23 protein-coding genes, 1 tRNA gene and 1 riboswitch are annotated in these 24,175 nt (G+C 73.1%); of the genes, 8 read left to right on the top strand and 16 right to left on the bottom strand.

Features of this window, described 5'->3' with window-relative positions; translation table 11 throughout:
* Positions 1–339: 339 nt before the first annotated feature.
* Positions 340–413: transfer RNA gene (locus tag ACFYM0_RS05725), tRNA-Pro, on the bottom strand.
* 119 nt (positions 414–532) lie between these two features.
* On the opposite strand from ACFYM0_RS05725, the gene ACFYM0_RS05730 reads away from it, so the two are divergent.
* On the top strand, positions 533–1,075 hold the full coding sequence (locus ACFYM0_RS05730) for a DUF309 domain-containing protein (protein ID WP_388496954.1): 543 nt from the start codon (positions 533–535) through the stop codon (positions 1,073–1,075).
* Between the two features lie 120 nt (positions 1,076–1,195).
* On the opposite strand, the gene ACFYM0_RS05735 is transcribed toward ACFYM0_RS05730, so the two are convergent.
* Genes ACFYM0_RS05735 through ACFYM0_RS05750 form a run of 4 tightly spaced genes read right to left on the bottom strand, consistent with a single transcriptional unit; the run spans position 1,196 to position 4,458 of the window.
* Complete coding sequence (locus ACFYM0_RS05735) at positions 1,196–1,585, bottom strand: VOC family protein (RefSeq protein ID WP_388496957.1); 390 nt, start codon at positions 1,583–1,585, stop codon at positions 1,196–1,198.
* 4 nt (positions 1,586–1,589) lie between these two features.
* Complete coding sequence (locus ACFYM0_RS05740; RefSeq protein ID WP_388496959.1) at positions 1,590–2,222, bottom strand: lactate utilization protein C; 633 nt, start codon at positions 2,220–2,222, stop codon at positions 1,590–1,592.
* Entirely contained in the window at positions 2,219–3,706 is a 1,488-nt protein-coding gene (locus ACFYM0_RS05745; RefSeq protein ID WP_388496962.1) for a lactate utilization protein B, read from the bottom strand. Before ACFYM0_RS05745 ends, ACFYM0_RS05740 begins: the two co-directional genes overlap by 4 nt.
* Positions 3,703–4,458, bottom strand: coding sequence for a (Fe-S)-binding protein (locus tag ACFYM0_RS05750; protein WP_388496964.1), 756 nt, complete (start codon positions 4,456–4,458; stop codon positions 3,703–3,705). Before ACFYM0_RS05750 ends, ACFYM0_RS05745 begins: the two co-directional genes overlap by 4 nt.
* An 18-nt stretch (positions 4,459–4,476) precedes the next feature.
* On the opposite strand from ACFYM0_RS05750, the gene cobF reads away from it, so the two are divergent.
* Positions 4,477–5,229, top strand: coding sequence for a precorrin-6A synthase (deacetylating) (gene cobF / locus ACFYM0_RS05755; RefSeq protein ID WP_388496966.1), 753 nt, complete (start codon positions 4,477–4,479; stop codon positions 5,227–5,229).
* A 15-nt stretch (positions 5,230–5,244) separates the two neighbouring features.
* Here cobF and ACFYM0_RS05760 read toward each other — a convergent pair whose 3' ends face one another.
* The 4 genes from ACFYM0_RS05760 to ACFYM0_RS05775 all read right to left on the bottom strand — a co-directional run bounded on the left by ACFYM0_RS05760 (position 5,245) and on the right by ACFYM0_RS05775 (position 11,030).
* Entirely contained in the window at positions 5,245–6,486 is a 1,242-nt protein-coding gene (locus ACFYM0_RS05760) for an aminotransferase class V-fold PLP-dependent enzyme (RefSeq protein ID WP_388496968.1), read from the bottom strand.
* A gap of 124 nt (positions 6,487–6,610) precedes the next feature.
* Complete coding sequence (locus tag ACFYM0_RS05765; protein ID WP_388496969.1) at positions 6,611–7,234, bottom strand: anaerobic ribonucleoside-triphosphate reductase activating protein; 624 nt, start codon at positions 7,232–7,234, stop codon at positions 6,611–6,613.
* The gene (locus ACFYM0_RS05770; protein WP_388496971.1) at positions 7,231–9,009 is read right to left on the bottom strand and encodes a ribonucleoside triphosphate reductase; all 1,779 of its coding nucleotides are present in this window, start codon (positions 9,007–9,009) and stop codon (positions 7,231–7,233) included. Before ACFYM0_RS05770 ends, ACFYM0_RS05765 begins: the two co-directional genes overlap by 4 nt.
* A 42-nt stretch (positions 9,010–9,051) precedes the next feature.
* Positions 9,052–9,193, bottom strand: a riboswitch (cobalamin riboswitch).
* 121 nt (positions 9,194–9,314) lie between these two features.
* On the bottom strand, positions 9,315–11,030 hold the full coding sequence (locus ACFYM0_RS05775; RefSeq protein WP_388496972.1) for an endo-1,3-alpha-glucanase family glycosylhydrolase: 1,716 nt from the start codon (positions 11,028–11,030) through the stop codon (positions 9,315–9,317).
* A 394-nt stretch (positions 11,031–11,424) separates the two neighbouring features.
* Between ACFYM0_RS05775 and ACFYM0_RS05780 the strand changes: the two genes are divergently transcribed.
* The gene (locus ACFYM0_RS05780; RefSeq protein WP_388496974.1) at positions 11,425–11,877 is read left to right on the top strand and encodes a hypothetical protein; all 453 of its coding nucleotides are present in this window, start codon (positions 11,425–11,427) and stop codon (positions 11,875–11,877) included.
* A 77-nt stretch (positions 11,878–11,954) separates the two neighbouring features.
* Here ACFYM0_RS05780 and ACFYM0_RS05785 read toward each other — a convergent pair whose 3' ends face one another.
* A complete protein-coding gene (locus tag ACFYM0_RS05785; protein WP_388496975.1) occupies positions 11,955–14,174 on the bottom strand; it encodes an NADP-dependent isocitrate dehydrogenase in 2,220 nt (739 codons plus the stop codon).
* A gap of 225 nt (positions 14,175–14,399) precedes the next feature.
* A complete protein-coding gene (locus ACFYM0_RS05790; protein WP_388496976.1) occupies positions 14,400–14,753 on the bottom strand; it encodes a DUF805 domain-containing protein in 354 nt (117 codons plus the stop codon).
* Positions 14,754–15,025: 272 nt separating this feature from the next.
* On the opposite strand from ACFYM0_RS05790, the gene ACFYM0_RS05795 reads away from it, so the two are divergent.
* A complete protein-coding gene (locus ACFYM0_RS05795; protein ID WP_388496977.1) occupies positions 15,026–16,030 on the top strand; it encodes an NAD-dependent epimerase/dehydratase family protein in 1,005 nt (334 codons plus the stop codon).
* An 86-nt stretch (positions 16,031–16,116) separates the two neighbouring features.
* Here the strand turns inward: ACFYM0_RS05795 and ACFYM0_RS05800 are convergent, their stop codons facing one another.
* Entirely contained in the window at positions 16,117–17,262 is a 1,146-nt protein-coding gene (locus ACFYM0_RS05800; protein WP_388496978.1) for a sensor histidine kinase, read from the bottom strand.
* Positions 17,259–17,957: a response regulator gene (locus ACFYM0_RS05805; protein WP_388497698.1), complete on the bottom strand. Its 699-nt coding sequence runs from the start codon at positions 17,955–17,957 to the stop codon at positions 17,259–17,261. The genes ACFYM0_RS05800 and ACFYM0_RS05805 overlap by 4 nt, the downstream gene beginning before the upstream one ends.
* 201 nt (positions 17,958–18,158) lie before the next feature.
* Here ACFYM0_RS05805 and ACFYM0_RS05810 point away from each other — a divergent pair, with 201 nt between their 5' ends.
* Genes ACFYM0_RS05810 through ACFYM0_RS05820 form a run of 3 tightly spaced genes read left to right on the top strand, consistent with a single transcriptional unit; the run spans position 18,159 to position 20,199 of the window.
* On the top strand, positions 18,159–18,881 hold the full coding sequence (locus ACFYM0_RS05810; protein ID WP_388496979.1) for a glycosyltransferase family 2 protein: 723 nt from the start codon (positions 18,159–18,161) through the stop codon (positions 18,879–18,881).
* Complete coding sequence (locus ACFYM0_RS05815) at positions 18,878–19,501, top strand: DUF2064 domain-containing protein (protein ID WP_388496982.1); 624 nt, start codon at positions 18,878–18,880, stop codon at positions 19,499–19,501. The genes ACFYM0_RS05810 and ACFYM0_RS05815 overlap by 4 nt, the downstream gene beginning before the upstream one ends.
* Positions 19,498–20,199, top strand: coding sequence for a class I SAM-dependent methyltransferase (locus ACFYM0_RS05820; RefSeq protein ID WP_388496984.1), 702 nt, complete (start codon positions 19,498–19,500; stop codon positions 20,197–20,199). The genes ACFYM0_RS05815 and ACFYM0_RS05820 overlap by 4 nt, the downstream gene beginning before the upstream one ends.
* 117 nt (positions 20,200–20,316) lie before the next feature.
* Here the strand turns inward: ACFYM0_RS05820 and ACFYM0_RS05825 are convergent, their stop codons facing one another.
* Positions 20,317–21,432 (bottom strand): serine hydrolase domain-containing protein, encoded by a 1,116-nt coding sequence (locus ACFYM0_RS05825; protein WP_388496986.1) that lies wholly within the window; start codon positions 21,430–21,432, stop codon positions 20,317–20,319.
* Between the two features lie 86 nt (positions 21,433–21,518).
* Between ACFYM0_RS05825 and ACFYM0_RS05830 the strand changes: the two genes are divergently transcribed.
* Positions 21,519–22,397, top strand: coding sequence for a GyrI-like domain-containing protein (locus tag ACFYM0_RS05830; RefSeq protein ID WP_388496988.1), 879 nt, complete (start codon positions 21,519–21,521; stop codon positions 22,395–22,397).
* Positions 22,398–22,446: 49 nt separating this feature from the next.
* Here ACFYM0_RS05830 and ACFYM0_RS05835 read toward each other — a convergent pair whose 3' ends face one another.
* The gene (locus ACFYM0_RS05835; RefSeq protein WP_388496991.1) at positions 22,447–22,875 is read right to left on the bottom strand and encodes a hypothetical protein; all 429 of its coding nucleotides are present in this window, start codon (positions 22,873–22,875) and stop codon (positions 22,447–22,449) included.
* Complete coding sequence (locus ACFYM0_RS05840; RefSeq protein ID WP_388496993.1) at positions 22,872–24,074, bottom strand: molybdopterin-dependent oxidoreductase; 1,203 nt, start codon at positions 24,072–24,074, stop codon at positions 22,872–22,874. The genes ACFYM0_RS05835 and ACFYM0_RS05840 overlap by 4 nt, the downstream gene beginning before the upstream one ends.
* Positions 24,075–24,175: the final 101 nt, after the last annotated feature.

Below are 24,175 nucleotides of genomic sequence, written 5' to 3' on the forward strand. Positions count from 1 at the left end.
GCGTGGGCGACGTCCTGCCGCGCGCGCGGCATCGAGGAGGGTCGGTACGGAGCCGGGATCCTCGTCCTCCCCGACGAGGGCCTGGTGCACCGCGGCGACTCGAAAGGGTTTCACAGCACCTTCAAGGTGAGCCCGGACCGCGACATCGCCGTCACCGTCGTGTGCAACGTGGATTCGCCCGATCACTTCCGTGCGGCGAACCAGCTGATGGACATCTGGACCGAATGACGCGTCGGCGCCCCCGCAGTGACCACCCCGGCACCCGACCGGTCCCGAAAACGATCAAGGGGCCGTTTCAGATTGCTCTGAAACGGCCCCTTGATTTGCGACTCTTTCGAGTCGGGACGACAGGATTTGAACCTGCGACCCCTTGACCCCCAGTCAAGTGCGCTACCAAGCTGCGCCACGTCCCGATGTGCTTCTGATCTGGGGTTTCCCCCGTCTCGGCGGCACATGCAGAACATTACCCCACACCGAGGGGTGTCCATGCACCGGTTATCGGCGGGAAGGGGGAGGAAGAGAGGATGGCGGAGTGAACGCACGGGATCGGGACGGTGAGGGGCGGGCGCGGAACGCGCGGCCCAGGGACGGGCTGGGGCGGCCGCTGCCCTACGGGGCCCAAGGGGTGGAGCGGCAGCCCGAGGGAGTGGTGCGCACGCCCGGGGAGACGGTGGCGCAGGCGCAGCTGCTGCTCGACGCCGGGATGCCCTTCCACGCGCACGAGGTGTTCGAGGACGCCTGGAAGTCCGGGCCCGGGGCCGAGGCACCGCTGTGGCGGGCGCTGGCGCAGCTGGCCGTCGGGCTGACGCACTGCGCGCGCGGGAACACGGTCGGCGGGGCCCGGCTGCTGCGCCGCGGAGCCTCTGCCCTGCCCCTGACCCTGGCCGGGCGGGACGGAGCCGGGTCTGACGGAACCGGGGACGCGGCCGCTCCCGGGGCCGGTCCCCCGTACGGGATGGACCTCCCCGGGCTGGTCCAGTGGGCGCGGGAGCTGGCGGGCCGCGTGGAGGACGGAGCTGTCGTCGACGCGGTGGCCGAGGCCCCGCGGCTCACGGGGGCACCCGGACCGGTCTGACTGGGACGGCGCGGGCGGACGGCCCGGTCGGACCGGCCGCCCGGCCGGGCCGGGGCAGTCAGGGGCCGGGGCCGGACCGTCCGGCCCCCGGACGGTGCCCGTCCCGCGCCCGGCCGGGGCCTACGCCGGCTGGAGGAGGTCCCAGCGGTTGCCGTAGAGGTCCTGGAAGACGGCGACCGAGCCGTACGTCTCGTGGCGCGGCTCCTCCAGGAAGCGGACGCCCTCGGCGGTCATCCGGGCGTGGTCGGCGGCGAAGTCGTCGGTGTAGAGGAAGAAGCCGACCCGGCCGCCGGTCTGGTCGCCGACGCGGGAGCGCTGGGCGTCGTCCTTGGCGCGGGCCAGCAGGAGGGCGGACTCCTTGGCGCCCGGCGGGCGGACCACGACCCAGCGGGAGCCGTCCGGGCGCACGGTGTCCTCGGCGAGGTCGAAGCCGAGCGCGCGGGTGTAGAAGTCGATGGCCTCGTCGTAGTCGTGGACCACGAGGGCGGTGAGGGCGAGGTGGGAGGACATGCCCTCATTGTGCGCCGAGGAGGACCACTTCCAGGGTGCGGGGGCCGTGCACGCCCTCCACCCGGTCCAGCTCGATGTCGCTGGTGGCGGAGGGGCCCGAGATCCAGGTCAGGGCGCGGGTGGGGTCCAGCAGCGGCAGCGCGCGGGGGACGGAGTCCACCACCTGGCCGGGGACGCGGACCACGCAGATGTGGTGGTCCGGGATGAGCGTGATCCGGCGCCGTCCCTGCCCGGGGCCGCCGTCGAGGACGATCGTGCCGGTCTCTGCGATCGCCAGGGCGCAGCCGGTCACCACGCTGTCCACCGCGTCCAGTTGGTACGGGGTGGAGCCCGCGCGGTCGTGGATCCGGGTCGGGCCGGCAGCAGCCGTCCAGTACGGGGGCAGCCCGGGCGGTACCAGGACCGACTCGGAGCCCCGCTCGGCGAGGAGCCGCATCAGCAGCACGGCGATGCCGTCCTCGCCGACCCGGTGCACCTTCGCCCGGTACTCCGTGAGGTTCGCGGCGAGCAGGTCGACGGTCTCGGCCGGGGTGCGGGCTCCGTGGACCTCGAGGTAGTCCCGGGGGATCGCGGTGTCCGGGCGCGGCTCCGGCAGGGCCCGGCGGATGCGGGCCAGGATCTGCTCCCTGGCGCTCATGGGCGTGCCTCCTTCTCGCGCGCCGCCCACCAGTCGCGGAACGAGCGCTCCGGGAGCTCGGGCAGCTCCCTGCTGTCGGTCCAAGCGCGCCCCGGCCCCGGCAGCCGGCGCGGTCGCAGCCGCCGGGCCCGGGCCAGCAGCCGCTCCCCCGCGCGCAAGGCCCCCGGATGGTCGAGGAGGAGCCGGGCGGCCCGCATCGCGGCCCGTTCCGCGGTGTGGCCGTCGGCGGGGCGGATGCGGACGCGGATGCCCTCGCGGGTCACCGGGCCGCCCTGGACCACGCGTTCGCGCAGGTGGACCAGTACCTCGGGGATGTCGATGGCGACCGGGCATACCTCGTAGCAGGCCCCGCACAGGGTGGAGGCGTAGGGCAGGGTGGCGTCGATCTCGCTCGCGGTGCCCCGGAGCTGGGGGCTGAGGATGGCGCCGATCGGCCCGGGGTAGACGGAGCCGTAGGCGTGGCCGCCGGCGCGCTCGTACACCGGGCAGACGTTGAGGCAGGCCGAGCAGCGGATGCAGCGCAGGGCCTGGCGGCCCACCTCGTCGGCGAGGGTGTCGGTGCGGCCGTTGTCGAGGAGGACGAGGTGGAAGGCGGAGGGGCCGTCGCCGTCGGCCCCCTTCGACGGCCCCAGCCCGGTCCACATGGTCGTGTACGGGTTCATCCGCTCGGCGGTCGAGGAGCGGGGCAGGGTCTGGAGGAAGATCTCCAGGTCGCGGAAGGTCGGGACCACCTTCTCGATGCCGACCACCGAGATCAGGGTCTCGGGCAGGGTCAGGCACATCCGGCCGTTGCCCTCGGATTCGAAGACGACCAGGGTGCCGGTCTCGGCCACCATGAAGTTGGCGCCGGACACGGCGACTTTGGCCCGCAGGAACTTCTCGCGCAGGTGCAGCCGGGCCGCTTCTGCGAGTTCGCGCGGGTCGTCGCCGAGCCCCTCCGGGGCCGGGCGGCCCCAGCCGCCCATCTCCGCGGCGAAGATGTCGCGGACCTCGCCCCGGTTGCGGTGGATGGCCGGGACCAGGATGTGGGAGGGCCGGTCGTGGCCGAGCTGGACGATGAGCTCGGCGAGGTCGGTCTCGTACGCGGCGATCCCGGCCGCCTCCAGGGCCTCGTTGAGACCGATCTCCTGGGTGGCCATGGACTTGACCTTGACGACTTCCTTCTCTCCGGTGGCCCGGACGAGCTCGGTCACGATGCGGTTGGCCTCGCCTGCGTCGGCCGCCCAGTGGACGGTTCCGCCCGCGGCGGTGACGGCGGCCTCCAGCTGGAGCAGGTAGCGGTCGAGGTGCGCCAGCGTGTGGTCCTTGACCGCCTTGCCTGCGGCGCGCAGCCGGTCCCAGTCCTCCAGTTCCGCGACGGCTCGCGCCCGCTTGTCGCGGATGGTGTGCGTGGCGTGGCGGAGGTTGGCGCGCAGCACCCCGTCCCGTACGGCCTCGCGGGCCGCGTCGGGGAAGGCCGGCATGCCGAGGTACGTGCCCGTCATACGAGTGGTTCCTCTTCCGTCGCGGCCAGGATCTCGGCGAGGTGCAGGGCGCGCAGCGGTGCGCCCCGGCGGCGCAGGATGCCGTCGAGGTGGGCGAGGCAGGAGTTGTCGGCCCCGCACAGCACCTCGGCGCCCGTGGACAGCGCGTGGGCGGTCTTGTCGGTGCCCATCGCGGCCGAGACGTCGGGGTTCTTGACGGCGAAGGTCCCCCCGAAGCCGCAGCACTCCTGCGCGCCGGGCAGTTCGCGCAGTTCCAGACCGCGTACGGCGGCCAGCAGCCGCCGGGGCCGGTCCCCGAGCCCGAGGCCCCGCAGGCCGTGACAGGAGGGGTGGTAGGTGACGGTGTGCGGGAAGTACGCGCCGACGTCCGTCACCCCGAGGACGTCGACCAGGAACTCGGTCAGCTCGTACACGCGCGGTACGAGGCCTTCGGCGAGCGCGGCCAGCCCCGGACCCCTGCCCTCGGCCTCGGCCGCGCGCCCGATCCGGGGGTAGTGGGAGCGGATCATGGCGGCGCAGGAGCCGGACGGGGTGACCACGTACGCGTGGCCGGCGAAGGCCTCGGCGGTACGCCGGACCAGTGGTTCGGCCTCGCGCCGGTAGCCGGTGTTGTACTGCGGTTGCCCGCAGCAGCTCTGCGCGGCGGGGAAGTCCACGGTGACCCCCAGCCGCTCCAGCAGGCGGACGACGGCGATGCCCGTGCGCGGGTAGAGCGCGTCGTTGACGCAGGTGACGAACAGGGCGGCGCGCATGACGGGCAGAATAGCCCGGTGAAGAAGTTCTCAGTGATCGGCATAGGCGCGGGCGACCCGGACCACCTGACCCTCCAGGCGGTCAAGGCGATCGGCGCGGCGGACGCATTCCTCATCCTGGAGAAGGGCGAGGAGAAGGCGGATCTGACCGGGCTGCGGCGCGCGATGCTCGACGCGCACGCACGCCCCGGACACCGGCTCGTGGAGGGCCGCGATCCCGACCGCGACCGGACGCCCTCCGACTACACCCCGACGGTGGACGGCTGGCGCAGCGCGCGGGCCGAGCTCTTCGAGCGGTTCATCGCCGAGGACCTGGCGGAGGGCGAGACGGGCGCCTTCCTGGTGTGGGGCGACCCCTCGCTCTACGACTCCACGCTCGCGATCCTCGACGAGGTGCTGGAGAAGGGCAGGGTCGCCTTCGAGCACGAGGTGGTGCCGGGCATCAGCAGCATCTCCTCGCTGCTGGCCCGCCACCGCACCAACCTCAACCGGGTGGGCCGTCCGGTCCAGATCACCACCGGGCGCCGGCTGGCGGAGGGCTGGCCGGACGGTGTGGACGACGTGGTGGTGATGCTGGACGCCCGGCACGCCTTCACGGCCCACCTCGACCAGGACCTGTACATCTACTGGGGTGCGTACGTCGGCACCCCGGACGAGATCCTGGTCTCGGGGAAGCTGGCGGAGGTCTCCGGCCGGATCGAGGAGCTGCGCACCGAGGCCCGTGCCCGCAAGGGCTGGATCATGGACACGTACCTGCTCCGGCGCGACTGAGGCCGTCCGCCGGGCCTAGGCCCGGCGGTAAGCGGGGAGATAGGCGGGGAGTACCTCGGCGAGCCGTTCGTACTCCTCGGCCCGGTTGTAGATCTGCCCGCTGACCCGGATCCCGCCGCCGCCCGGCCAGGGCCAGATCAGCACCCGGATCCGCTGCTCGGCCGCGATCCGCTCCCGCAGTTCGCCGGCCGCCGCCGGGGTCTGCGCGACCCCGGGCGGCAGCCGCAGCGTGCGCAGGGCCAGGCCTTCGGTGTACGGGAGCGGGGCCACCCCGGGGATCTCGGCGAGCAGGGCCGCGCCGTAGGCGGCCAGTGCGCTGTTGTGGGCGCGCACCTTCGCGGCGTCGAGTTCCTCCAGCAGGTCGAGCCCTTCCGGGGCGGCGAGCCAGCCGGTGTAGTCGAAGGTGGCCCGGTTCTCCACGGAGCGCGGGTAGCCGTGGTGATCCTCCCAGGAGGGCACCGGCGGGCGGACCCGGCCGCGGTGGTGCGGGGCGACGGACAGGATCGCGGTGCCGGAGGGGGCGTAGGCCCATTTGTGGAGGTTGCCGAACCAGAAGTCGGCGCCCCCGCCCAGGGGGTCGGGGATCATGCCGGGCGCGTGGGCGCCGTCCACGATGGTGGTGACGCCCCGCTCGGCGAGTTCGGCGAGCAGCCGGGGCGAGGCGATGAGCCGGGCGGTGGGCGAGCTGATGTGGTCGAGCACGGCGACCCGCGTGCGCGGGGTGACCCCGGCCAGCACGGTTTCCCGTACGGCGTCCTCGTCCGGGAGATCGGTGCCCAGGGCCACGGTGGTGAGCGGGGCACGCCGGGCGGCGGCCGCGACCACCGTGCCGTAGCCGTGGTCGGTGACCAGGATCTCGTCACCGGCTGCGAACTCCACGGCGTCGAGGGCCACGTTGGCGGCCTCGGTGGCGTTGGAGACGAAGGCGAGCCCGTCCGGATCGGCGCCGAGCCGGGCGGCGATCCGGGTCCGGGCCCCGACGAGTCGGTCGGGGGCGCCGATGAAGAAGGCGTCGGGGTCGGCGTGCGCCTCCGCCCGGAGGGCGGCCTGTGCTTCCTGGACGGGGATCGGGACCGCTCCGAACGACCCGTGGTTCAGATGGCCGACCGCCTCGGAGAGCCGGAACAGCTCCCGCCCGCCCGGGAATTCGGCGGGACGGCGCAGGGGCCCGCCGCGTGAGGCGGCCCCGGCCCGTCCGGCGGCGTCGGCGGGGCCGACTCGGTCGGTGCGGTCGGTCGGCTCTGCGGGCTGGGTCACGTGGGACCTCCGTGGGTGCGGCGCGGCTGTCGGCCCGATCATGCCCCGCCGCCCACCCGGAGCGACAGCCCCTTCCCCGGCCATCGCGCCCCGGGGCCGCCGGGCCATCGCGGCCGCCCGGGCCTCAGGCCGCCGGCGGGCGCACGGTCTGGCGGACCGTGGCCCCCGCGCCCAGCTCCGCGAGCCAGTCGTCCAGGTCGGCCATGGCGGGCGGGTCCAGGAGGTCCGGGTCCACCGTGGTGCGGAGCTGGTGGGGGACCTCCGAGGCGAGCAGCAGGCGCAGGCTCCGCTCGGCCGAGGCGGCCGCGTGGCCGATGCCGGTGACCCGTTCGTACCGGCCGGGCGGGGCCTTGACGTCGAAGCCGACCCAGTCCAGCAGGCCGGCGTCCAGCAGCCTGGCCAGGCGGCGGGGGAAGGCTCCCCCGGTGTGCAGGCCGACCTCCAGGCCCAGCGCACGGGCTTCCCGTACGGCCTGCGGCAGACCGCGCTGGAGCAGCGGTTCCCCGCCCGAGAAGACGATCCCGTCGAGCAGCCCCGTCCGGCGGGCGAGGTGGCCGAGCACCGCGTCCCAGGGGACGGCTGCGGGGGCCCGGGCGGGCAGCAGGCCGGGGTTGTGGCAGTAGCCGCACCGCCAGGGGCAGCCCTGGCAGAAGACGGTGGTGACCAGCCGGCCGGGCCAGTCGCAGGTGGACAGCCGGGACCAGCCTCCGATGCGGATGACCTCGTCCGGCTGCGCGGCGGGGATCACACCGCCGCCTTGAAGGGGACCCGCTCGGCGTGTTCGCCCTTCTTGCCGGTGTTGAAGGAGGAGACCGGGCGGTGGTAGCCCATGACCCGGGTCCACACCTCGCACACCGCCCCACAGGCGGGGCAGTGGGGCTGCTCCCCCGCCAGGTAGCCGTGGTCCGCGCAGACGGAGAAGGTCGGGGTGACCGTGAGGTACGGGAGCCGGAAGGTCTCCAGGGAGCGCCGGACCAGCTTGCGGCAGGCCTCCGCCGTCGGGATCCGCTCGGGGGTGTACAGGTGCAGGACGGTGCCGCCCGTGTACTTGCCCTGCAGCTCGTCCTGGCGCTCCAGCGCCTCGAAGGGGTCGTCGGTCCATCCGACGGGCAGCTGGGTGGAGTTGGTGTAGTACGGGTTGGCGTCGGTGCCGGCCTGGAGGATGCCGGGGAAGCGGGCCCGGTCCTCCTTCGCGAAGCGGTAGGTCGTGCCCTCGGCGGGGGTGGCCTCCAGGTTGTAGAGGTGGCCGGTGCTCTCCTGGAAGTCGACCATCCGGGCCCGCACCCGGTCCAGGAGGCGGACCGCGAGGGCGTGGCCCTCGGGCGCGGTGATGTCGTGCGCGCCCCCGCTGAAGTTGCGGACCATCTCGTTGACGCCGTTGACCCCGATGGTGGAGAAGTGGTTGCGCAGGGTGCCCAGGTACCGCTTGGTGTACGGGAAGAGGCCGCCGTCGATCAGGTCCTGGACGGTGATCCGCTTGATCTCGAGGCTGTCCCTGGCGAGCTCGCAGAGCCGGTCCACCTCGGCCAGCAGCCGCTCCTCGTCGCCCGCGCAAAGATGCCCGAGCCGGGCACAGTTGAGGGTGACCACGCCGAGCGAGCCGGTCTGTTCGGCGCTGCCGAAGAGGCCGTTGCCGCGTGCGAGCAGCTCGGTCAGGTCGAGCTGGAGCCGGCAGCACATGGAGCGGATCATGTTCGGTTCGAGCTCGGAGTTGATGAAGTTCTGGAAGTACGGGAGCCCGTACTTGGCGGTCATCGCGAAGAGCCGCTCGGCGTTCTCGCTCTCCCAGGGGAAGTCCCGGGTGATGTTGTAGGTCGGGATGGGGAAGGTGAACACCCGTCCGGTGGCGTCGCCTTCCGTCATCACCTCGATGTACGCCCGGTTGATCATGTCCATCTCGGCCTGGAGCTCGCCGTAGGTGAAACCGGTCTCCTCCCCCGCCACCACCGGGATCTGCTCGCGCAGGTCCTCGGGGCAGGTCCAGTCGAAGGTGAGGTTGGTGAAGGGGGTCTGGGTGCCCCAGCGCGAGGGCACGTTGAGGTTGTGCACGAGTTCCTGGACGCACTGCCTGACCTGGTCGTACGTCATCGCATCGAGGCGGACGTAGGGGGCGAGGTACGTGTCGAAGGAGGAGAAGGCCTGGGCGCCCGCCCATTCGTTCTGCAGGGTGCCGAGGAAGTTCACGATCTGGCCGACGGCCGAGGACAGGTGCCTGGGCGGGGCGGAGTCGATCTGTCCGGGGACTCCGTTGAAGCCTTCGGTCAGCAGGGTGCGCAGGGACCAGCCGGCGCAGTAACCGGAGAGCATGTCCAGGTCGTGGAGGTGGAGGTCGCCCTCGCGGTGGGCGCGGGCCACGGCGGCGGGATAGACCTGTTCCAGCCAGTAGTTCGCGGTGACCTTGCCTGCGGCATTGAGGATGAGCCCGCCGAGCGAATAGCCCTGGTTGGCGTTGGCGTTCACCCGCCAGTCCCGGCGGTCCAGGTATTCGGTCACGGTCTCCACGGCATCGACGACAGCAGTCACGGCAGCCCTCCCACGAGGCTCGGCACGGAAGAATGGCGGGCCTCTTCGAAAGCCCGTGCCGGCAGGTGTCGGACTCGTCCGCCGTGGCGGATTCACCGTTGCGGGGCAGTCCCGGATTCCCACCGGGTTCCCTGTTGCCTCGGTCGGGGAGGGGCCCCGCCGAACCGGCAAGACCAACACTACATATGGATGTGACGGCGGGGCACCACCACTACATATGGGGTGACGAAGGTCCCGCACCAAGGGACTTCAGCCCTGCGGAGAGCAGCGGAGAGCAACGGAGAGCAGCGCCGAGGCCCCCGGGCTCAGCTCCGGCCGCTGCTGGCGGCGTGGTACTGGAGGTCCTGCACCTCCACCGTGCGGTCCACCCGGTACCCCAGCTCCACCCGGGCCCCGGTCCTGCCGTCCCGCACCACGGCCGCCGAGCCGGTGCCCGGACCGAGGGGAAGCAGCTCGGAGTGGACCCCGGCCGGGGCCGCGTGCGCGTCCTCGGCCGCCCCCACGGCCGTACGGATGCTCGCGGGCCCGGTCAGGAAGCTCAGCACCTCCACCGTGTCGCGAGCCGCGGCGCTGCCGCCCCGCAGCGACATCACGAGGGACTGGCCGCCGCTCGGATCGGCGGCGGCGAACTGGGTGCGCGAGCTCAGGTACAGCGTGTCCCGGACGATCTTCGGCCAGCCGCCCGTCTTGAACCGGGTCAGGTAGTACGAGGAAAGGTCCAGGTAGGCATGGCCGTTGTGCAGGGAGGGCGCGAACTGGCTTCCCTCGCTGTAGTCGTTCCAGGTGGTGAGCTGGACCCAGTCGGCCCCGTCCTCGATGGCGCGGTTCCATGTGGTGCGCAGGGTCGCGGTGTTGCCCGCCTCGTCGTAGATGCCCTGGTTGGGACGGGCGTCCTGGACGGATACGGGCTGCATCCAGATCTTGCCCGCCGCGTGGGCGCGCCGCACGTCGCGCGTGGAGCTCTCCTGGCCGACGTAGCTGCGGCTGCCCCACTCGGAGAATCCGTAGCTGATCGACTCGAACTCGCCGCTGTGCGCGCCGAAGTCGAGGAAGAGCGGGACGAAGGCGGTGCGGATGCCGTGCCGGGACTTCAGGACGTCCATGACCCGGGTCCACCAGGCGGCGCTCTTCTCCTCCGCCTTGAACGGCGAGACGACCAGCCGTCCGTCGGGGAGCCGGTGGGCGGCCGGGGCCTTGCCGAGTTCCGCGAGGAGGTCGGCGAGCACGGCCGGGTCGTCGGTGCCCAGGGAGGTCATGTCCGGCATCAGCATGACCTTGAAGGCGGGGTCCACCGAACGGGCCGCCTCCATCAGGAGGTTGCAGCGTTCGAGGTTCTTCCCGGAGAGGGAGAGCAGGTCGAGGGTGAATCCGTCGATGCCGGCGGCGCGCGCGGTGCGGACCTCCTGCCGGAGGTTGGCGAGCTCCCAGTCCCCGGCCTTGGGCGGGACGGGCAGCGGCCGGTCGCGCAGCAGGCCGCCGTAGCGCTGGTGTTTGCCGTTCTCGCCGTCCGGCTTCAGGTAGTTGCGGGTGTAGTAGTCGGCGTCGGCGTTCGCGTTGTCCAGGGAGAGCGGGTACGGGGTGAAGTAGTGGGCGAAGACCAGCTTCTTGCCGGCGGCTCCGGAGCGCAGGGCGGCCGGCTGCGGCAGGTCGAAGGGCAGGGCTCCGGTGGGGCGCGCTCCGCCGTCCGTACCGGACCCCTGGGGCTTGGGGTCCGGGGCCGGCCCGCCCGGGCTCTGCGGGGCGGTGGTGCCCGGGCCGGTGGTGGCGGGGCCGGCGGTGGCGGGCGCGGAGCCGTAGCCGGACGCCCCGGACGGGGAGTCGGCCGGGCCGGGCCCCGAGCGGGCCCGTGCGTCCGAGACGGTACGGGGCTCCCAGGCGATGCCCGTCGCGGCGCAGACGCCCACGAGGAGGAAGGCGGAGAGCAGGAGGCTCAGCAGGGGTCTTCGGCGCCGGAAGCCCGCACGGCGCCGGTGCGACGCGGGTCTCGTGCCGCGCCCTGCCCGCCGCCGGTCCGCACTCATCCTGGCCCCTCCCCCGAATGTGCCCGCGCCATGCCCGTACATCGGGCCGCACAGCAGCAGTACAGCGGATTCCGGGGCCCCGGACAACTGTTCCCCGGGAGACGGGGCGTGAGACGGGACGGAACCGCGGGGCTACCGGAGTCCCGCCCGCGGCGGCCACCTCGGCCGACGGCCCCTTGGCCTGCGCGGTTCGGACGTCGGAGCGGCACTCTTCGCACGCGGTTGGACAAAGGCATGTGACCTGTACAACTGCTGCGATCACCGGGCGGCACGGGCTTTTCGCCGGAATAGGGAATTCCACTGGCCTTTCGCGAAAAGTGGCGCATAATCGTCTTCATGCGGCTTGAAACAACCCTCTTGCCGCAGGTCACGCATGCAGGGGGGCATCGTGTCGATGAGGGATTCCAGAGGCGCCGGAACGTTCCCGGCGACCTCGGCGGAGCTTTCCCGTCTTTTCACCGCCGTGCGGCGGGGCAAAGTGCTGACCGTCACCGGTCGGTTCCGCGAGCCCCGGAGCCAGTTGGTGCACGAGATCGGGAAACGGCTCTCGTCCAATTTCTACGACGGCGTGGCCGTGGTGTCCATGGACCGGCGGTTCGGGGTCCCCGACCTGACCGCCGCGCTGGGCTGCGTACCGGGCATGCCTTTCCTGCCTTACGGGACGCCGAACGCGGCGTCGTGGCTGGCGGAGCGCGACATGCTGCTCGTCCTCGACGGCTGCGAGCACCTCGCGTCCGACGCCCTGGACTGGCTGCGCGAGCTCCTCGCCGCGGCCCCCGGGCTGCGGGTCCTGGCCGCCGGACGCGACCCACTGGCCTTCGCCCGGGAGCAGGTCCACCCGCTGTGACGGGACGCTGAAACGGGTCCGCCCCGGTCGGCTGGTGCCGACCGGGGCGGACCCGTGAAGCGTTGAAGCGTTGAACCTCAGCCGAGGATCGCGAGCGCCGCGTTCAGCGTCGCGGACGGCCGCATGATCGCCGAGGCCTTGGCGGCGTCGGGCCGGTAGTAGCCGCCGATCTCCGCCGGGGCGCCCTGGACGGCGATGAGCTCGCCGACGATCTTCTCCTCGGACTCGGCCAGCGTCTTGGCCAGCGGGTCGAAGGCGGCGGCCAGCTTCGGGTCCTCGGTCTGGCGCGACAGCTCCTGCGCCCAGTACAGGGCGAGGTAGAAGTGGCTGCCGCGGTTGTCGATGCCGCCCAGCTTGCGGCTCGGCGACTTGTCCTCGTTGAGGAAGGTGCCGGTCGCCCGGTCCAGGGTGTCGGCCAGCACCTGGGCGCGGGCGTTGCCGGTGGTGGTGGCGAGGTGCTCGAAGGAGACCGCCAGCGCGAGGAACTCGCCGAGGGAGTCCCAGCGCAGGTAGTTCTCCTTGACGAGCTGCTGCACGTGCTTCGGGGCGGAGCCGCCGGCGCCGGTCTCGAAGAGGCCGCCGCCGTTCATCAGCGGGACGACCGACAGCATCTTGGCGCTGGTGCCCAGCTCCAGGATCGGGAACAGGTCGGTCAGGTAGTCGCGCAGCACGTTGCCGGTCACCGAGATGGTGTCCTCGCCGCGGCGGATGCGCTCCAGGGAGTACGCGGTGGCCTCGACCGGCGACAGGATCTTGATGGTCAGACCGTCGGTGTCGTGGTCGGCGAGGTACGTCTTGACCTTGGCGATCAGCTGCGCGTCGTGCGCGCGGCCCTCGTCGAGCCAGAAGACGGCCGGGACGCCGGTGGCGCGGGCCCGGGTGACGGCGAGCTTGACCCAGTCCTGGATCGGCGCGTCCTTGGTCTGGCAGGCGCGGAAGATGTCGCCCGCGGCGACCTCCTGCTCCAGGACCGTGGCACCCGAGGCGTCGACGACGCGGACGGTGCCGGCGGCGGCCAGCTCGAAGGTCTTGTCGTGGCTGCCGTACTCCTCGGCCTTCTGGGCCATGAGGCCGACGTTCGGCACCGAGCCCATCGTGGACGGGTTGTACGCGCCGTGCGCGCGGCAGTCGTCGATGACGGCCTGGTACACACCGGCGTAGCTGCTGTCCGGGAGGACGGCGAGGGTGTCGGCCTCGGCGCCGTCCGGGCCCCACATGTGACCGGAGGTGCGGATCATGGCCGGCATCGAGGCGTCGACGATGACGTCGGACGGAACGTGCAGGTTGGTGATGCCCTTGTCGGAGTCCACCATCGCGAGCGCCGGGCCCTCGGCGATCTCGGCATCGAAGGAGGCCTTGATCGCGTCGGCGTCGGGCAGCGCGCCCAGGCCGTTCAGGATGGTGCCGAGGCCGTCGTTCGGGGACAGGCCGGCGGCCGCCAGGGTCTCGCCGTAGCGGGCGAAGGTCTTCGGGAAGAAGGCGCGGACCACGTGGCCGAAGATGATCGGGTCGGAGACCTTCATCATCGTGGCCTTGAGGTGCACGGAGAACAGGACGTCCTCGGCCTTGGCGCGCTCGATCTGGTCGTTCAGGAAGGTGCGCAGCGCGTCGACGTGCAGGACGGACGCGTCCACGACCTCGCCCGCGAGGACCGGTACCGAGTCGCGCAGCACCGTGACGGCGCCGTCGGCGTCGACGTGCTCGATGCGCAGCGTGCCGGCCTCGGCGATCACGGCGGACTTCTCGGTGGAGCGGAAGTCGTTCTCGCCCATGGTGGCGACGTTCGTCTTCGACCCGGTGGTCCAGGCGCCCATGCGGTGCGGGTGCGCCTTGGCGTAGTTCTTGACCGAGGCGGGGGCGCGGCGGTCAGAGTTGCCCTCGCGCAGGACCGGGTTGACGGCGCTGCCCTTGATCTTGTCGTAACGGGCGCGGTTCTCGCGCTCCTCGTCGCTCTTCGGGTCGTCCGGGTAGTCCGGAAGGGCGTAGCCCTGGCCCTGGAGCTCGGCGACCGCGGCCTTGAGCTGCGGGATCGACGCCGAGACGTTGGGCAGCTTGATGATGTTGGCGCCCGGGGTCTTCGCCAGTTCGCCGAGCTCGGCGAGGGCGTCCGCGATCCGCTGGCCCTCTTCCAGGTACTCGGGGAAGCTGGCGATGATCCGACCTGCCAGGGAGATGTCACGGGTCTCGACATTCACACCGGCCGTCGACGCGTACGCCTGGATCACAGGCAGGAACGAATACGTCGCGAGGGCCGGGGCCTCGTCAGTGTGCGTGTAGATGATGGTCGAGTCAGTCACCGGATGCTCCGCTCCACAGTCTGCGTCTCTCGTCTGCAACATTGCTCGACATCAAGATATCTCGTGATCGGGCCGGTCTGGACAGCCCCCCGGCGCAAGCACGGGCGAGACGCGCGTCACTCTCGGTGGCCGTGGGGGCCCCGACCCGCCCACAAACGGCGAAACGCCGCCACCGGCTGTTTCCAGCCAGGGGCGGCGCTTCGGGCACGACGACTGCCGGCCTGCTCAGGCGTGGACGGCCTTGGGGCTCGGGCCGTACTGGTTCGGGTTCGGCTGACCCTCGGTGGCCGTCAGGACCAGCAGCCAGATGCCGCCGACGAGCGGGACCAGAGCGATGAGCAGCCACCAGCCGGACTTGCCGAGGTCGTGCAGGCGACGGATGGAGAGGCCGAGACCCGGAAGGAAGGTGGCCAGTGCGTAGAGCAGGTAGATCCACGGCGAGGTGCCGAGGATGCCGTCGATGACGGCGGCGATGATCAGCGCGGCGATGTCGAAGAGGACGAACATCCAGTACTCCTGGCGGCGCGCGCGGCCGGAGAAGACGGCGTACTTCTTCAGGACGTCGGTGTAGTAGTGCATGGGTCCCCCCAAGAGACGGTGTGCCGGCCGGTCCCCGATGGAGCGAGCCGGGGCAGAACTTATGCCCCGCTTACGTCGCGGTCAAGCCAGTTGGCAAGGCACCAAAAGGGTTACTTTTCGCCGCTCGGTCACTCAAACACCCTGGTATCGGACGTAACTTGGGACACCCTGCCCCCATCCACTCACCGCCCGTGACGAAATCGGCTGACGGAAGTCTTACGGCAAGGCGTGGGACACCCCGCCGCCCCCCGGATTTCCGTAGCGTCGCCACCATGCGCGTACTCGTCACCGGCGGATCCGGGTTCATCGGCTCCCACATCGTTACCACTCTGCGTCTTCGCGGCCACGATCCCCTCGTCCTGGACCTCGTCCCCCCGGCGGACGGCGTCGAGTTCGTACGGGCCGACGTCCGCGACCCCGAGGCCGTGCGCGCCGCCCTGCGCGGGGTGGACTCCGTCTGCCACCAGGCGGCGATGGTCGGCCTCGGCAAGGACTTCGCGGACGCCCCGGCGTACGTCTCCCACAACGACCTCGGCACGGCGGTGCTGCTGGCCGCGATGGCGGACGGCGGGGTCCGGGACCTCGTCCTCGCCGGCTCGATGGTGGTCTACGGGGAGGGGCGGTACGAGTGCCCGCGCCACGGGGTGGTCCGCCCGGGCCCGCGCCGCGCCGCCGACCTGACCGCCGGCCGCTTCGAACCGCACTGCCCCGTCTGCGACTCGGAGCTCGCGCCGGGCCTGGTCGCCGAGGATGCGCCGGCGGATCCGCGCAACGTGTACGCGACCACGAAGCTGGCCCAGGAACACCTGGCGGCCTCCTGGGCGCGGTGCGTGGACGGCCGGGCGGTGTCGCTGCGCTACCACAACGTGTACGGCCCGGGGATGCCGCGCGACACCCCGTACGCGGGCGTGGCCTCCTTCTTCCGCTCCTCGCTGGCGCGGGGCGAGGCCCCGCAGGTCTACGAGGACGGCGGCCAGCGGCGGGACTTCGTCCACGTGACGGACGTCGCGGAGGCCAACGCCCTGGCCCTGGAGGCGGCGACGCCGCTCGGCGCGTGCACCGCGTACAACACCGGCAGCGGAACCCCGCACACGGTCGGCGAGATGGCCACCGCCCTGGCCACGGCCCACGGCGGCCCCGCCCCCGTCGTCACCGGCGAGTTCCGCCTGGGCGACGTCCGCCACATCACGGCCGACTCCCACCGCCTGCGCACGGACCTGGGCTGGCGCCCGGAAGTCGACTTCGCGAAGGGCATGACGGACTTCGCACACGCCTGACGCCGGCCAGATCCAGCCCCTCCGGCGTTTGAGGAGCAGGGTCGGGGGCGGCGCCACCCGGGTCCCGGCCCCCTGCCGGCCCGGCCTCAGGCCGACACCGGCAGGGTCACCTCGAACCGGCACCCCCCGGGAACGTTCCGGACCGCCGCCTGCCCCGCGTGCGCCTCCACGATGCCCCGCACGATCGCGAGCCCCAGCCCCGCCCCCGCCGGAGGCGCCGGCACCGACGCCACCCCCGCCGGAGGGGTCCGCGCCGGGGTGCCCCGCCAGCCCGTGTCGAAGACCCGCGGCAGGTCCTCCGGCGGGATGCCGCCGCAGCCGTCCGTCACGGAGACGACCACCGCTCCCCCGCCGGCCGGCACGGAAGCCGCGATCGCCACCGTGCCGTCCGCCGGCGTGTGCCGGATCGCGTTGATCAGCAGGTTGGCCAGGACCCGCGTCATCTCCTTGCCGTCCACCTCCACCGGCACCCGGTCCACAGCTCCGCCGTCGAGCCGGACCCCGCGCTCCCGCGCCAGCGGGTGCACCCCGGACAGCGCGTCGCCGACCAGGTCGTACACGGACATCCGGCTCGGGCTCAGCGTCAGCGCCCCCGCGTGGATGCGGGACAGTTCGAAGAGGTCCCCGACCATGGAGTTCAGCCGGTCCACCTCGGTGCGGATCTGCCGGTGGTACCGCGCCGGATCCTCCGCCATGCCGTCCTCCAGGGCCTCGGACATCGCCCGCAGACCTGCCAGCGGGGTCCGCAGGTCGTGCGAGATCCAGGCAACCAGCTCCCGCCGCGAGGTCTCGAGCGCCCGCTCCCGTTCCCGGGACACCGCCAGCTTCTCGCTCGTCGCGGCCAACTCCCTCGACAGCGAGGCCAGTTCCGCGGTCGCCAGCCCCGGCGGCGCCGCGAAGCTGCCGCCGTCACCGAAGTCCCGCGCGGCCCGGGACAGTTCCCGGCTGCGGGCCACCACCCACCGCCCCAGCAGCAGCGCCACGGCGAGCGAGACCACCGCGGCCATCGCCACGACGAGGGTGACCACCCCGAGGTCGTGCCGGGAGAGGAACATCGCCTGGGCCACGGCGAGCGTCCCGGCCAGCATCGCGGTGACGGTCACGGCGGCGATCACGGTCAGGGACACCGCCACCGACCGGTGCCGCACCAGCCTCAGCACGAGCGCGCCGAACGCCCCCGCGCACACGGCCCCGCCGAACGCGAACAGCGCGATGAACAGGATGTCCTTCATGCCGCGGCCACCTCGCCCGGTTCGAAGCGGTAGCCGACGCCCCACACCGTCTGGATCAGCTTCGGCCGTCCGGGGTCCTCCTCGACCTTGGCGCGCAGGCGGCGTACGTGCACGGTCACCGTCGACAGGTCCCCGAAGTCCCAGCCCCACACCTCGCGCATCAGCTCCTCCCGGCCGTGCGCCTGGCCCGGATGCCTCAGGAAGTGCGCGAGCAGGTCGAACTCCCGGACCGTGAGCGCCAGTTCCCGTCCGTCCTTCGCGGCACGGTGGGTGGCCGGATCGAGCGTGATCCCGGCGCCCGTGAGGCGGGCCTCCGCCGCGCCCGCGGCACCGGCGGCACCGGCGGCCGCCGCGCGCCGCAGCACCGAGGTGACCCGCAGGACCAGCTCGCGCGGGCTGAACGGTTTCGTGACGTAGTCGTCGGCGCCCAGTTCCAGTCCCGCGATCCGGTCGTCCTCGTCGCCCCGCGCGGTCAGCATGATCACGGGGACCGGGCCGGTCGCGCGGAGCCTGCGGCACACCTCCAGCCCGTCCAGCCCCGGCAGCATGAGGTCCAGTACGACCAGGTCCGGCCGGATCAGCCCGGCGCGGGCGAGCGCCGCCGGGCCGTCGGCGCTCGCCACGGTGTAGCCGGCGCGCCTCAGGTAGCCGGTGACGACCTCCGCCACCGTCGGGTCGTCGTCGACGACCAGGATCCGCGCGGGCGCCTGCTCCGTACCGCCACCGCCGCCCTCGCCGCCACTGCTGCCGCTGCTCACGTCGTCACCGCTCATACCGTCCAGCCTCCCACCCACGGGCGCCGGTGCGGGCCCCGGACCGCGGCCGTGGGGGCGACGTCCGCGTTTCGTAAGGAGTCCACGCCCCTTTCGCGCGGCCCCGGTTCCTACGGTGAGACCGTGAGCGAAACCGTGACGGTAGACGTCGTACTTCCCTGTCTGAACGAGGCCGAGGCCCTGCCCTGGGTCCTCGCACGCATCCCGGTCGGCTGGCGGGCCCTGGTCGTGGACAACGGTTCCACCGACGGCTCCGCCGAGCTCGCGCGGGCCCTCGGCGCGACCGTGGTCACCGAGTCCCGGCGCGGTTTCGGCGCCGCCTGCCACGCCGGGCTGCTCGCCGCGGAGGCGGACGTCGTCTGCTTCTGCGACTGCGACGCCTCGCTGGACCCCGGGCTGCTGACCGGCTTCGTGGCGGCCGTCGCCGCGGGCGAGGCCGATCTGGTGCTCGGCCGGAGGCGGCCTCAGGGCCGCGGCGCCTTGCCCCCGCACGCCCGGGCCGGGAACCTGGCACTGGCCCGGCTGCTGCGCCGGCGGACCGGTCTGCGGCTGCGCGATCTGGGCCCGATGCGGGCGGCGCGACGGGAGGGCCTGCTCGGGCTGGACCTGTCGGACCGGCGCTCCGGCTACCCCCTGCAGATGGTGGTCCGGGCCGCGGACGCGGGCTGGCGGGTCCGGGAGGTGGACGTGCCGTACCTGCCGCGCTCGGGGAAGTCGAAGGTGACGGGCACCTGGCGGGGCACCTGGCAGGCGGTGCGCGACATGAGCCGGGTCCTGGCGCAGCCCGCCGACGGCCGGGCTGCCGGCCGGGCCGGTGCGGGCGCACCCTCCGGTGGTGCGCGATGAACACGACCACCCTGCTGGTGATCGCGAAGGAGCCGGTCCCGGGCCGGGTCAAGACCCGGCTCACCCCGCCGTTCACCCCGGTCGAGGCGGCCGCGCTGGCCGAGGCCGCGCTCGCCGACACCCTCGCCGCCGTGGCCGCGGCCCCGGCACGGCGCCGGGTCCTGGTACTGGAGGGGCGGCCCGGCCCGTGGCTGCCGCCCGGCTTCGAGGTGCTCCCGCAGTGCGCCGGGAGCCTGGACCTGCGGCTCGCCGCCGCGTTCGGGGCCTGTGACGGCCCTGCGCTGCTCATCGGCATGGACACCCCGCAGGTCACGCCGGAGCTGCTGAGCGTCGACTGGTCGCAGTACGGGGCCTGGTTCGGGCCCGCCGTAGACGGCGGGTTCTGGGCGCTCGGACTGGCCGTCCCGGACCCCGCCCTGCTGCGCGGCGTACCGATGTCGGTCCCCGGAACGGGCGCGGCCCAGTACGAACGGCTGCGCGCGGCCGGGCTGCGCACCGGCAGGCTGCCCGTGCTGCGCGACGTCGACACCGCCGAGGACGCCGGACCGGTCGCCGCTCAGGCCCCGGCGGGCGCCTTCGCCGCGCGACTGGCCGGCCTCACCCGGCCGGTCCTGCGATGACCACGCTCACCTCGGGCGGGGCCCGGGCCCGCGGCCCGGTCACCGCCTGGTCGGCAGACCCGTACACGGTGGCCCTGCGGCGCGGCCGGGGGCCGCTCTACCTGCGGCGGGGCGACGGGTGGCTGCTCCCGCTGGACGTGGAACGCTGGTGCGAGGCTCCGGACGGCGCCGACCGGACGGTGCTGGGCCGCTGCCGGGGAGCCGTCCTCGACATCGGCTGCGGCCCCGGCCGGCTGGTGGCCGCGCTCGCCGCACGCGGACACCTCGCCCTCGGCATCGACGTCAGTTCGGAGGCGGTGGCCCGGACCGCCCGCTCGGGCGGCAGCGCCCTGCACCGGTCGGTGTTCGACGCCCTTCCGGGAGAAGGCCGCTGGGACACGGCGCTGCTCATCGACGGGAACATCGGCATCGGCGGCGACCCCGTCGCGCTGTTGCGCCGGACGGCCGAGGTGCTCGCGGTGACCGGCTCGCTGATCGTGGAGTGCGCGCAGGCGGAAGCCGGGGCCGATGTGGACGAACGCTGCCAGGTCCGGGTGGCCGACGGCCGCGGCGGCCTCGGGGCGCCGTTCCCCTGGGCCCGCGTCGGCCCGGCGGCCCTGACCCGCCACGCGGCGGCCGCGGACTGGACCCCGGCCGGCCACTGGACCGCGGCGGGCCGGGCCTTCACCGCACTGACGCGCGGGGCCGCAGCCCCGTAGGCCGCGGCCGGTACGGTCCGGCGTCACTGCGTCCGGCGTCACTGCGTCCGGTGTCAGGCCAGTCCGGTGCCTGGCCAGTCCGGTGTCAGAGCAGTCCGGTGTCAGAGCAGTCCGGTGTCAGAGCAGTCCCGAGTACGCGGCCATGACGATCTCCATGCCGCGGTCGTCCTCCTGCCGGTCCCGGTCGATCATCTGGTTCATGACGTAGGCCACCGTCATCCGTGCGTCGGGATCGCTCACGACCAGCGAGCCGCCCCAGCCTCCCCAGCCGAAGGTGTTGCCGAACTTCCCGAAGCCCGCCGTCCAGGACATCGGCGTACCCAGAACACGGTCCTCGCCGCCGAACACCTCCTGCCACGCGGGCTCGCACCCCCGCGGGGACAGCAGGCGGACACCGCCGGCCGTGCCCCGGTTCGCCAGGACCGACTGGACCAGGGCGACGGAGCGGGCGTTGCCGAAGCCGTTGACCGCGGGGATCCGCGCACGCCGCCAGGCCGGGGAGTTGACGTCCCTGACCCGGACGGCGACGCCGGCACCCTCCCGGCGGGCGCCGTCCGGGCCGGGCGGCGCGGTGGCGGCGTACTCGTCGGTCAGTGACGGCGGCGCGATGAGCGGTGCGACGCGGTGGTCGTGCTCCGCGGGGAGCCCGATGTGGAAATCCGCGCCCAGCGGCCCGGCCACCTCCTGCGCGAAGAACTCGCCGAGACCTCGGCCGGTGACGCGGCGGACGATCTCACCCACGAGGAACCCGAAGGTGAGCGCGTGATAGCCGGCGGCCGTTCCCGGTTCCCAAGCGGGCGCCCGCGCGGCCAGCCCCGCCGTCACGCGCTCCCAGTCGTAGAGGTCCTCGACCGTCGTCGGCCCGGACAAGTCCGGCAGTCCCGCGGTGTGCGAGAGCACGTGCCGTACCAGCACGCCCTCCTTGCCCGCCGCGGCGAACTCGGGCCAGTAGGCGGCGACCGGCGCGGACAGGTCGAGCAGGCCGCGGTCGGCCAGGATCAGCGCGCACAGGGCCGTCATGTTCTTGGTCGTCGAGTTCACGCCCGTGAGGGTGTCGCGCTCCCAGCGGGCGGAACGGTCCGCGTCGGCGTACCCGCCCCAGAGGTCGGCCACCGGCTCGCCGTCGAGGTAGACGGCCGCCGAGGCGCCGACGTCGTCCTTGCCGAGCAGCCCTGCGAGTGCCTCGTGGACCGCGCCGAACCGCGGATCGCAATATCCCTTAATGTCGTTCATGAGCGTAAGCCTCGGGTAGCGCCACGGCCTGCTGCCCGACAATTCCCGTACCGGATTTGTCGGGCGGGCACGGAAGGACGGACGGCGTGCTGGAGCGGCTGAACCAGGCGTTGGAACACCTGGAGTCCTGCCTCGACCGGGAGATCGACATGGCCGAGGTGGCCGGGATCGCCGCGGTGTCGGAGTACCACTTCCGGCGGCTGTTCTCCGCGCTCGCCGGGATGCCGCTCCCGGTCTACGTGCGGCGTCGGCGGATGACGCTCGCCGGGGCGGACGTACTGGCCGGGGAGCTGACGCTGCTCGACGTCGCGGTGCGGTACGGGTACGGCTCGGGCGAGGCGTTCGCCAGGGCGTTCCGGTCGGTGCACGGCATCGGGCCGGGCGAGGCACGGCGCACGGGCGCGGTGCTCACGGCGCAGCCCCGCATGTCCTTCCGTGTCGTCGTCGAGGGAAGCACGACCATGCGGTACCGGATCGTGGAGAAGGCGCCGTTCCGGGTGGTCGGCAGGAAGGCCCGGGTGCCGCTCGTGCACGAGGGGCCCAACGCGGCCGCCACGGCCCATGTGGAGAGCCTCGACGAGCAGGCGATCGTACGGATGAAGGCGCTGGCCGGCCGGGAGCCGGAGGGGATCTTCTCGGCGGTGGTGCACCTGACCGGCAGCCGGGAGGAGGGCGCCGAGGTGGACTACTGGGTCGGCGTGGCGACCGGCCCCGGGACGACCGCCGAGGATCTCGACGCCCTCGACGTGCCGGCGGGGACCTGGGCGGTCTTCGACAACCGCGGGCCCTACCCGAGCTCCCTCCAGGAGCTGTGGCGAGACGTGTTCACCCAGTGGTTCCCCTCGAACCCGTACGCGAGCCGGCCGGGTCCGGAGTTCCTCCGGACACAGCCGGTGGAGATCGGCGCGGAGACCGACTCCCAGCTGTGGATCCCGGTCGAACGGAGCAGCGGGAGCGCCGGCTGAGCCGCTTTGCCCACGGCCGCCATCCGCTTCCCCACTGTCCGCTGCTTGTCTACTTGTCGGTTCGCGTCGCGGCGGCTTCGGACGGATCGGGCCGTGAGCGCCGCCACCGTCCCACGGCCGCCGTCGCCCCGGCGGCGACCGCCACCGCGGCGAGCACCAGGAGCAGGTTCCGCCCGTACGGAAGCGGCAGGGCCGACGGGTTCGCCGGCGTCCCCGGTCGCAGCAGCAGGGGCAGCGTGACCAGTACGAGCACGCCCGCCGTCAGCAGGGCCCCCCGTACGAGACCCCGCGCGGGCACGGCGGCGACCGCGAGGCCGGCCACCAGGACGAGGGGCGCGATGATCCCGTCGTGCAGGACGACCGCACCGCCCATCCACACCAGCACGTCGAGGGGGTCGGGCAGGTCCGCCAGCAGCCGGCCGCCGATGGCGATCAGCAGCAGTCCGGCGCCGCCCAGGAGCAGGCGCACGCTCTTCACAGCACCTCCAGCAGGGTGACCCACTTGGTCTGCAGCACTCCGGGACGGTTCGGCGCGATGACGCGCGCCGGATAGCCGTGGTCGGCGGTCAGGACCTGCCCGTTCAGTTCCAGCGCGAGCAGGGTCAGCGGGTCCTCGGCGTAGTCCCGGCCCATCTCCATCACCCGGTAGGCGCCGCCCGCTTCCAGCGAGGTGACCCTGAGCGCGGAGCCGGCCGGGGCGCCGGCCCGTGCCATCAGGTCGCGGATCCGGACGCCGCTCCAGCGCGCTTCCACGCTCCAGCCCTCCACGCACGCGATCGGCAGCCGCGCCTGCGCCCTGGGCAGGGCACGGAGTTGATCGAGCGTCAGGGTGTAGGGGGCGGGGCCCCGCACCTCCAGCCGCCAGTCCCGTACCGCCCGCCCGGTGACCCCTGCGGCCGCGGCCGTGCGGTTGACCGGGAGGCCCTGCGGTCCGTGGTCGGGGTGCCGTGGCGCGAGGAGGTCGAGCCGCTTCAGCGGGGTGAAGGACTGTCCGACGGTGGTGAGGGTGACGGCTCCGACGGCTGCTCCGACACCGAGCATCAGAGAGCGCCGGTCCGGGCCGTCCCCGGCGGGGAGTTCGAGCGCTCCGGGCGACCGGCTGCTCCAATGGGCCTTGATGTCGGGGGCCTTGACGGCGATGTGCAGCAGCAGCGAGCCCATCACCACCCAGGCGAGCGCGAAGTGTGTCTGGATGAATCCGAAGGGCCAGGGGTACCACTCCGCGATGTTGAGGAGGCCGGTGAAGACCTGGAGGACGGCGGAGGCCACGAGCACCGCCACCGACAGCCGCTCCAGCCCGTGCCGGAGACCGCGCACCGGGGGCCACACGAACAGCCTCGGGTACACCGTCCACAGTTTCGCCAGGAGCAGCACGATCGCCGCGAGCCCCGTGGCGATGTGCAGGCCCTGGCTGAGCCGGTAGCCCCAGACCGGGCGGCCGGGCAGCGAGTTCGCCGCCCAGCCGGGCGGGTGCTGGAGGTAGTGGCTGATCAGGCCGGTCAGGAAGCAGACGGCGAAGGCCGCGCCGAGCCAGCGGCCGAGGGAGGTGGCGGTACGGGCGTCGTGCAGCCGGCCGCCGAAGGAGGGCGGCCGGAACGGGAAGCGGGAGGCGGGTTCCGGCGGAGCGGGGGGCGGCGACGGGGGCGGGGGCACGGACGGAGGTACCGGCGGAGTCATGCCCTCCATGAGAGCGCCGCCGGGCCCCGCGCGGGCGGCCCGACACCTTACGAAACGCGGACGCCGGGCCGGGTCGCCCGCCCGGCGGCGCCCCGCGCTGC

The sequence above is a fragment of the Streptomyces sp. NPDC006487 genome, from assembly GCF_042870555.1.
Classification (GTDB): Bacteria; Actinomycetota; Actinomycetes; order Streptomycetales; family Streptomycetaceae; genus Streptomyces.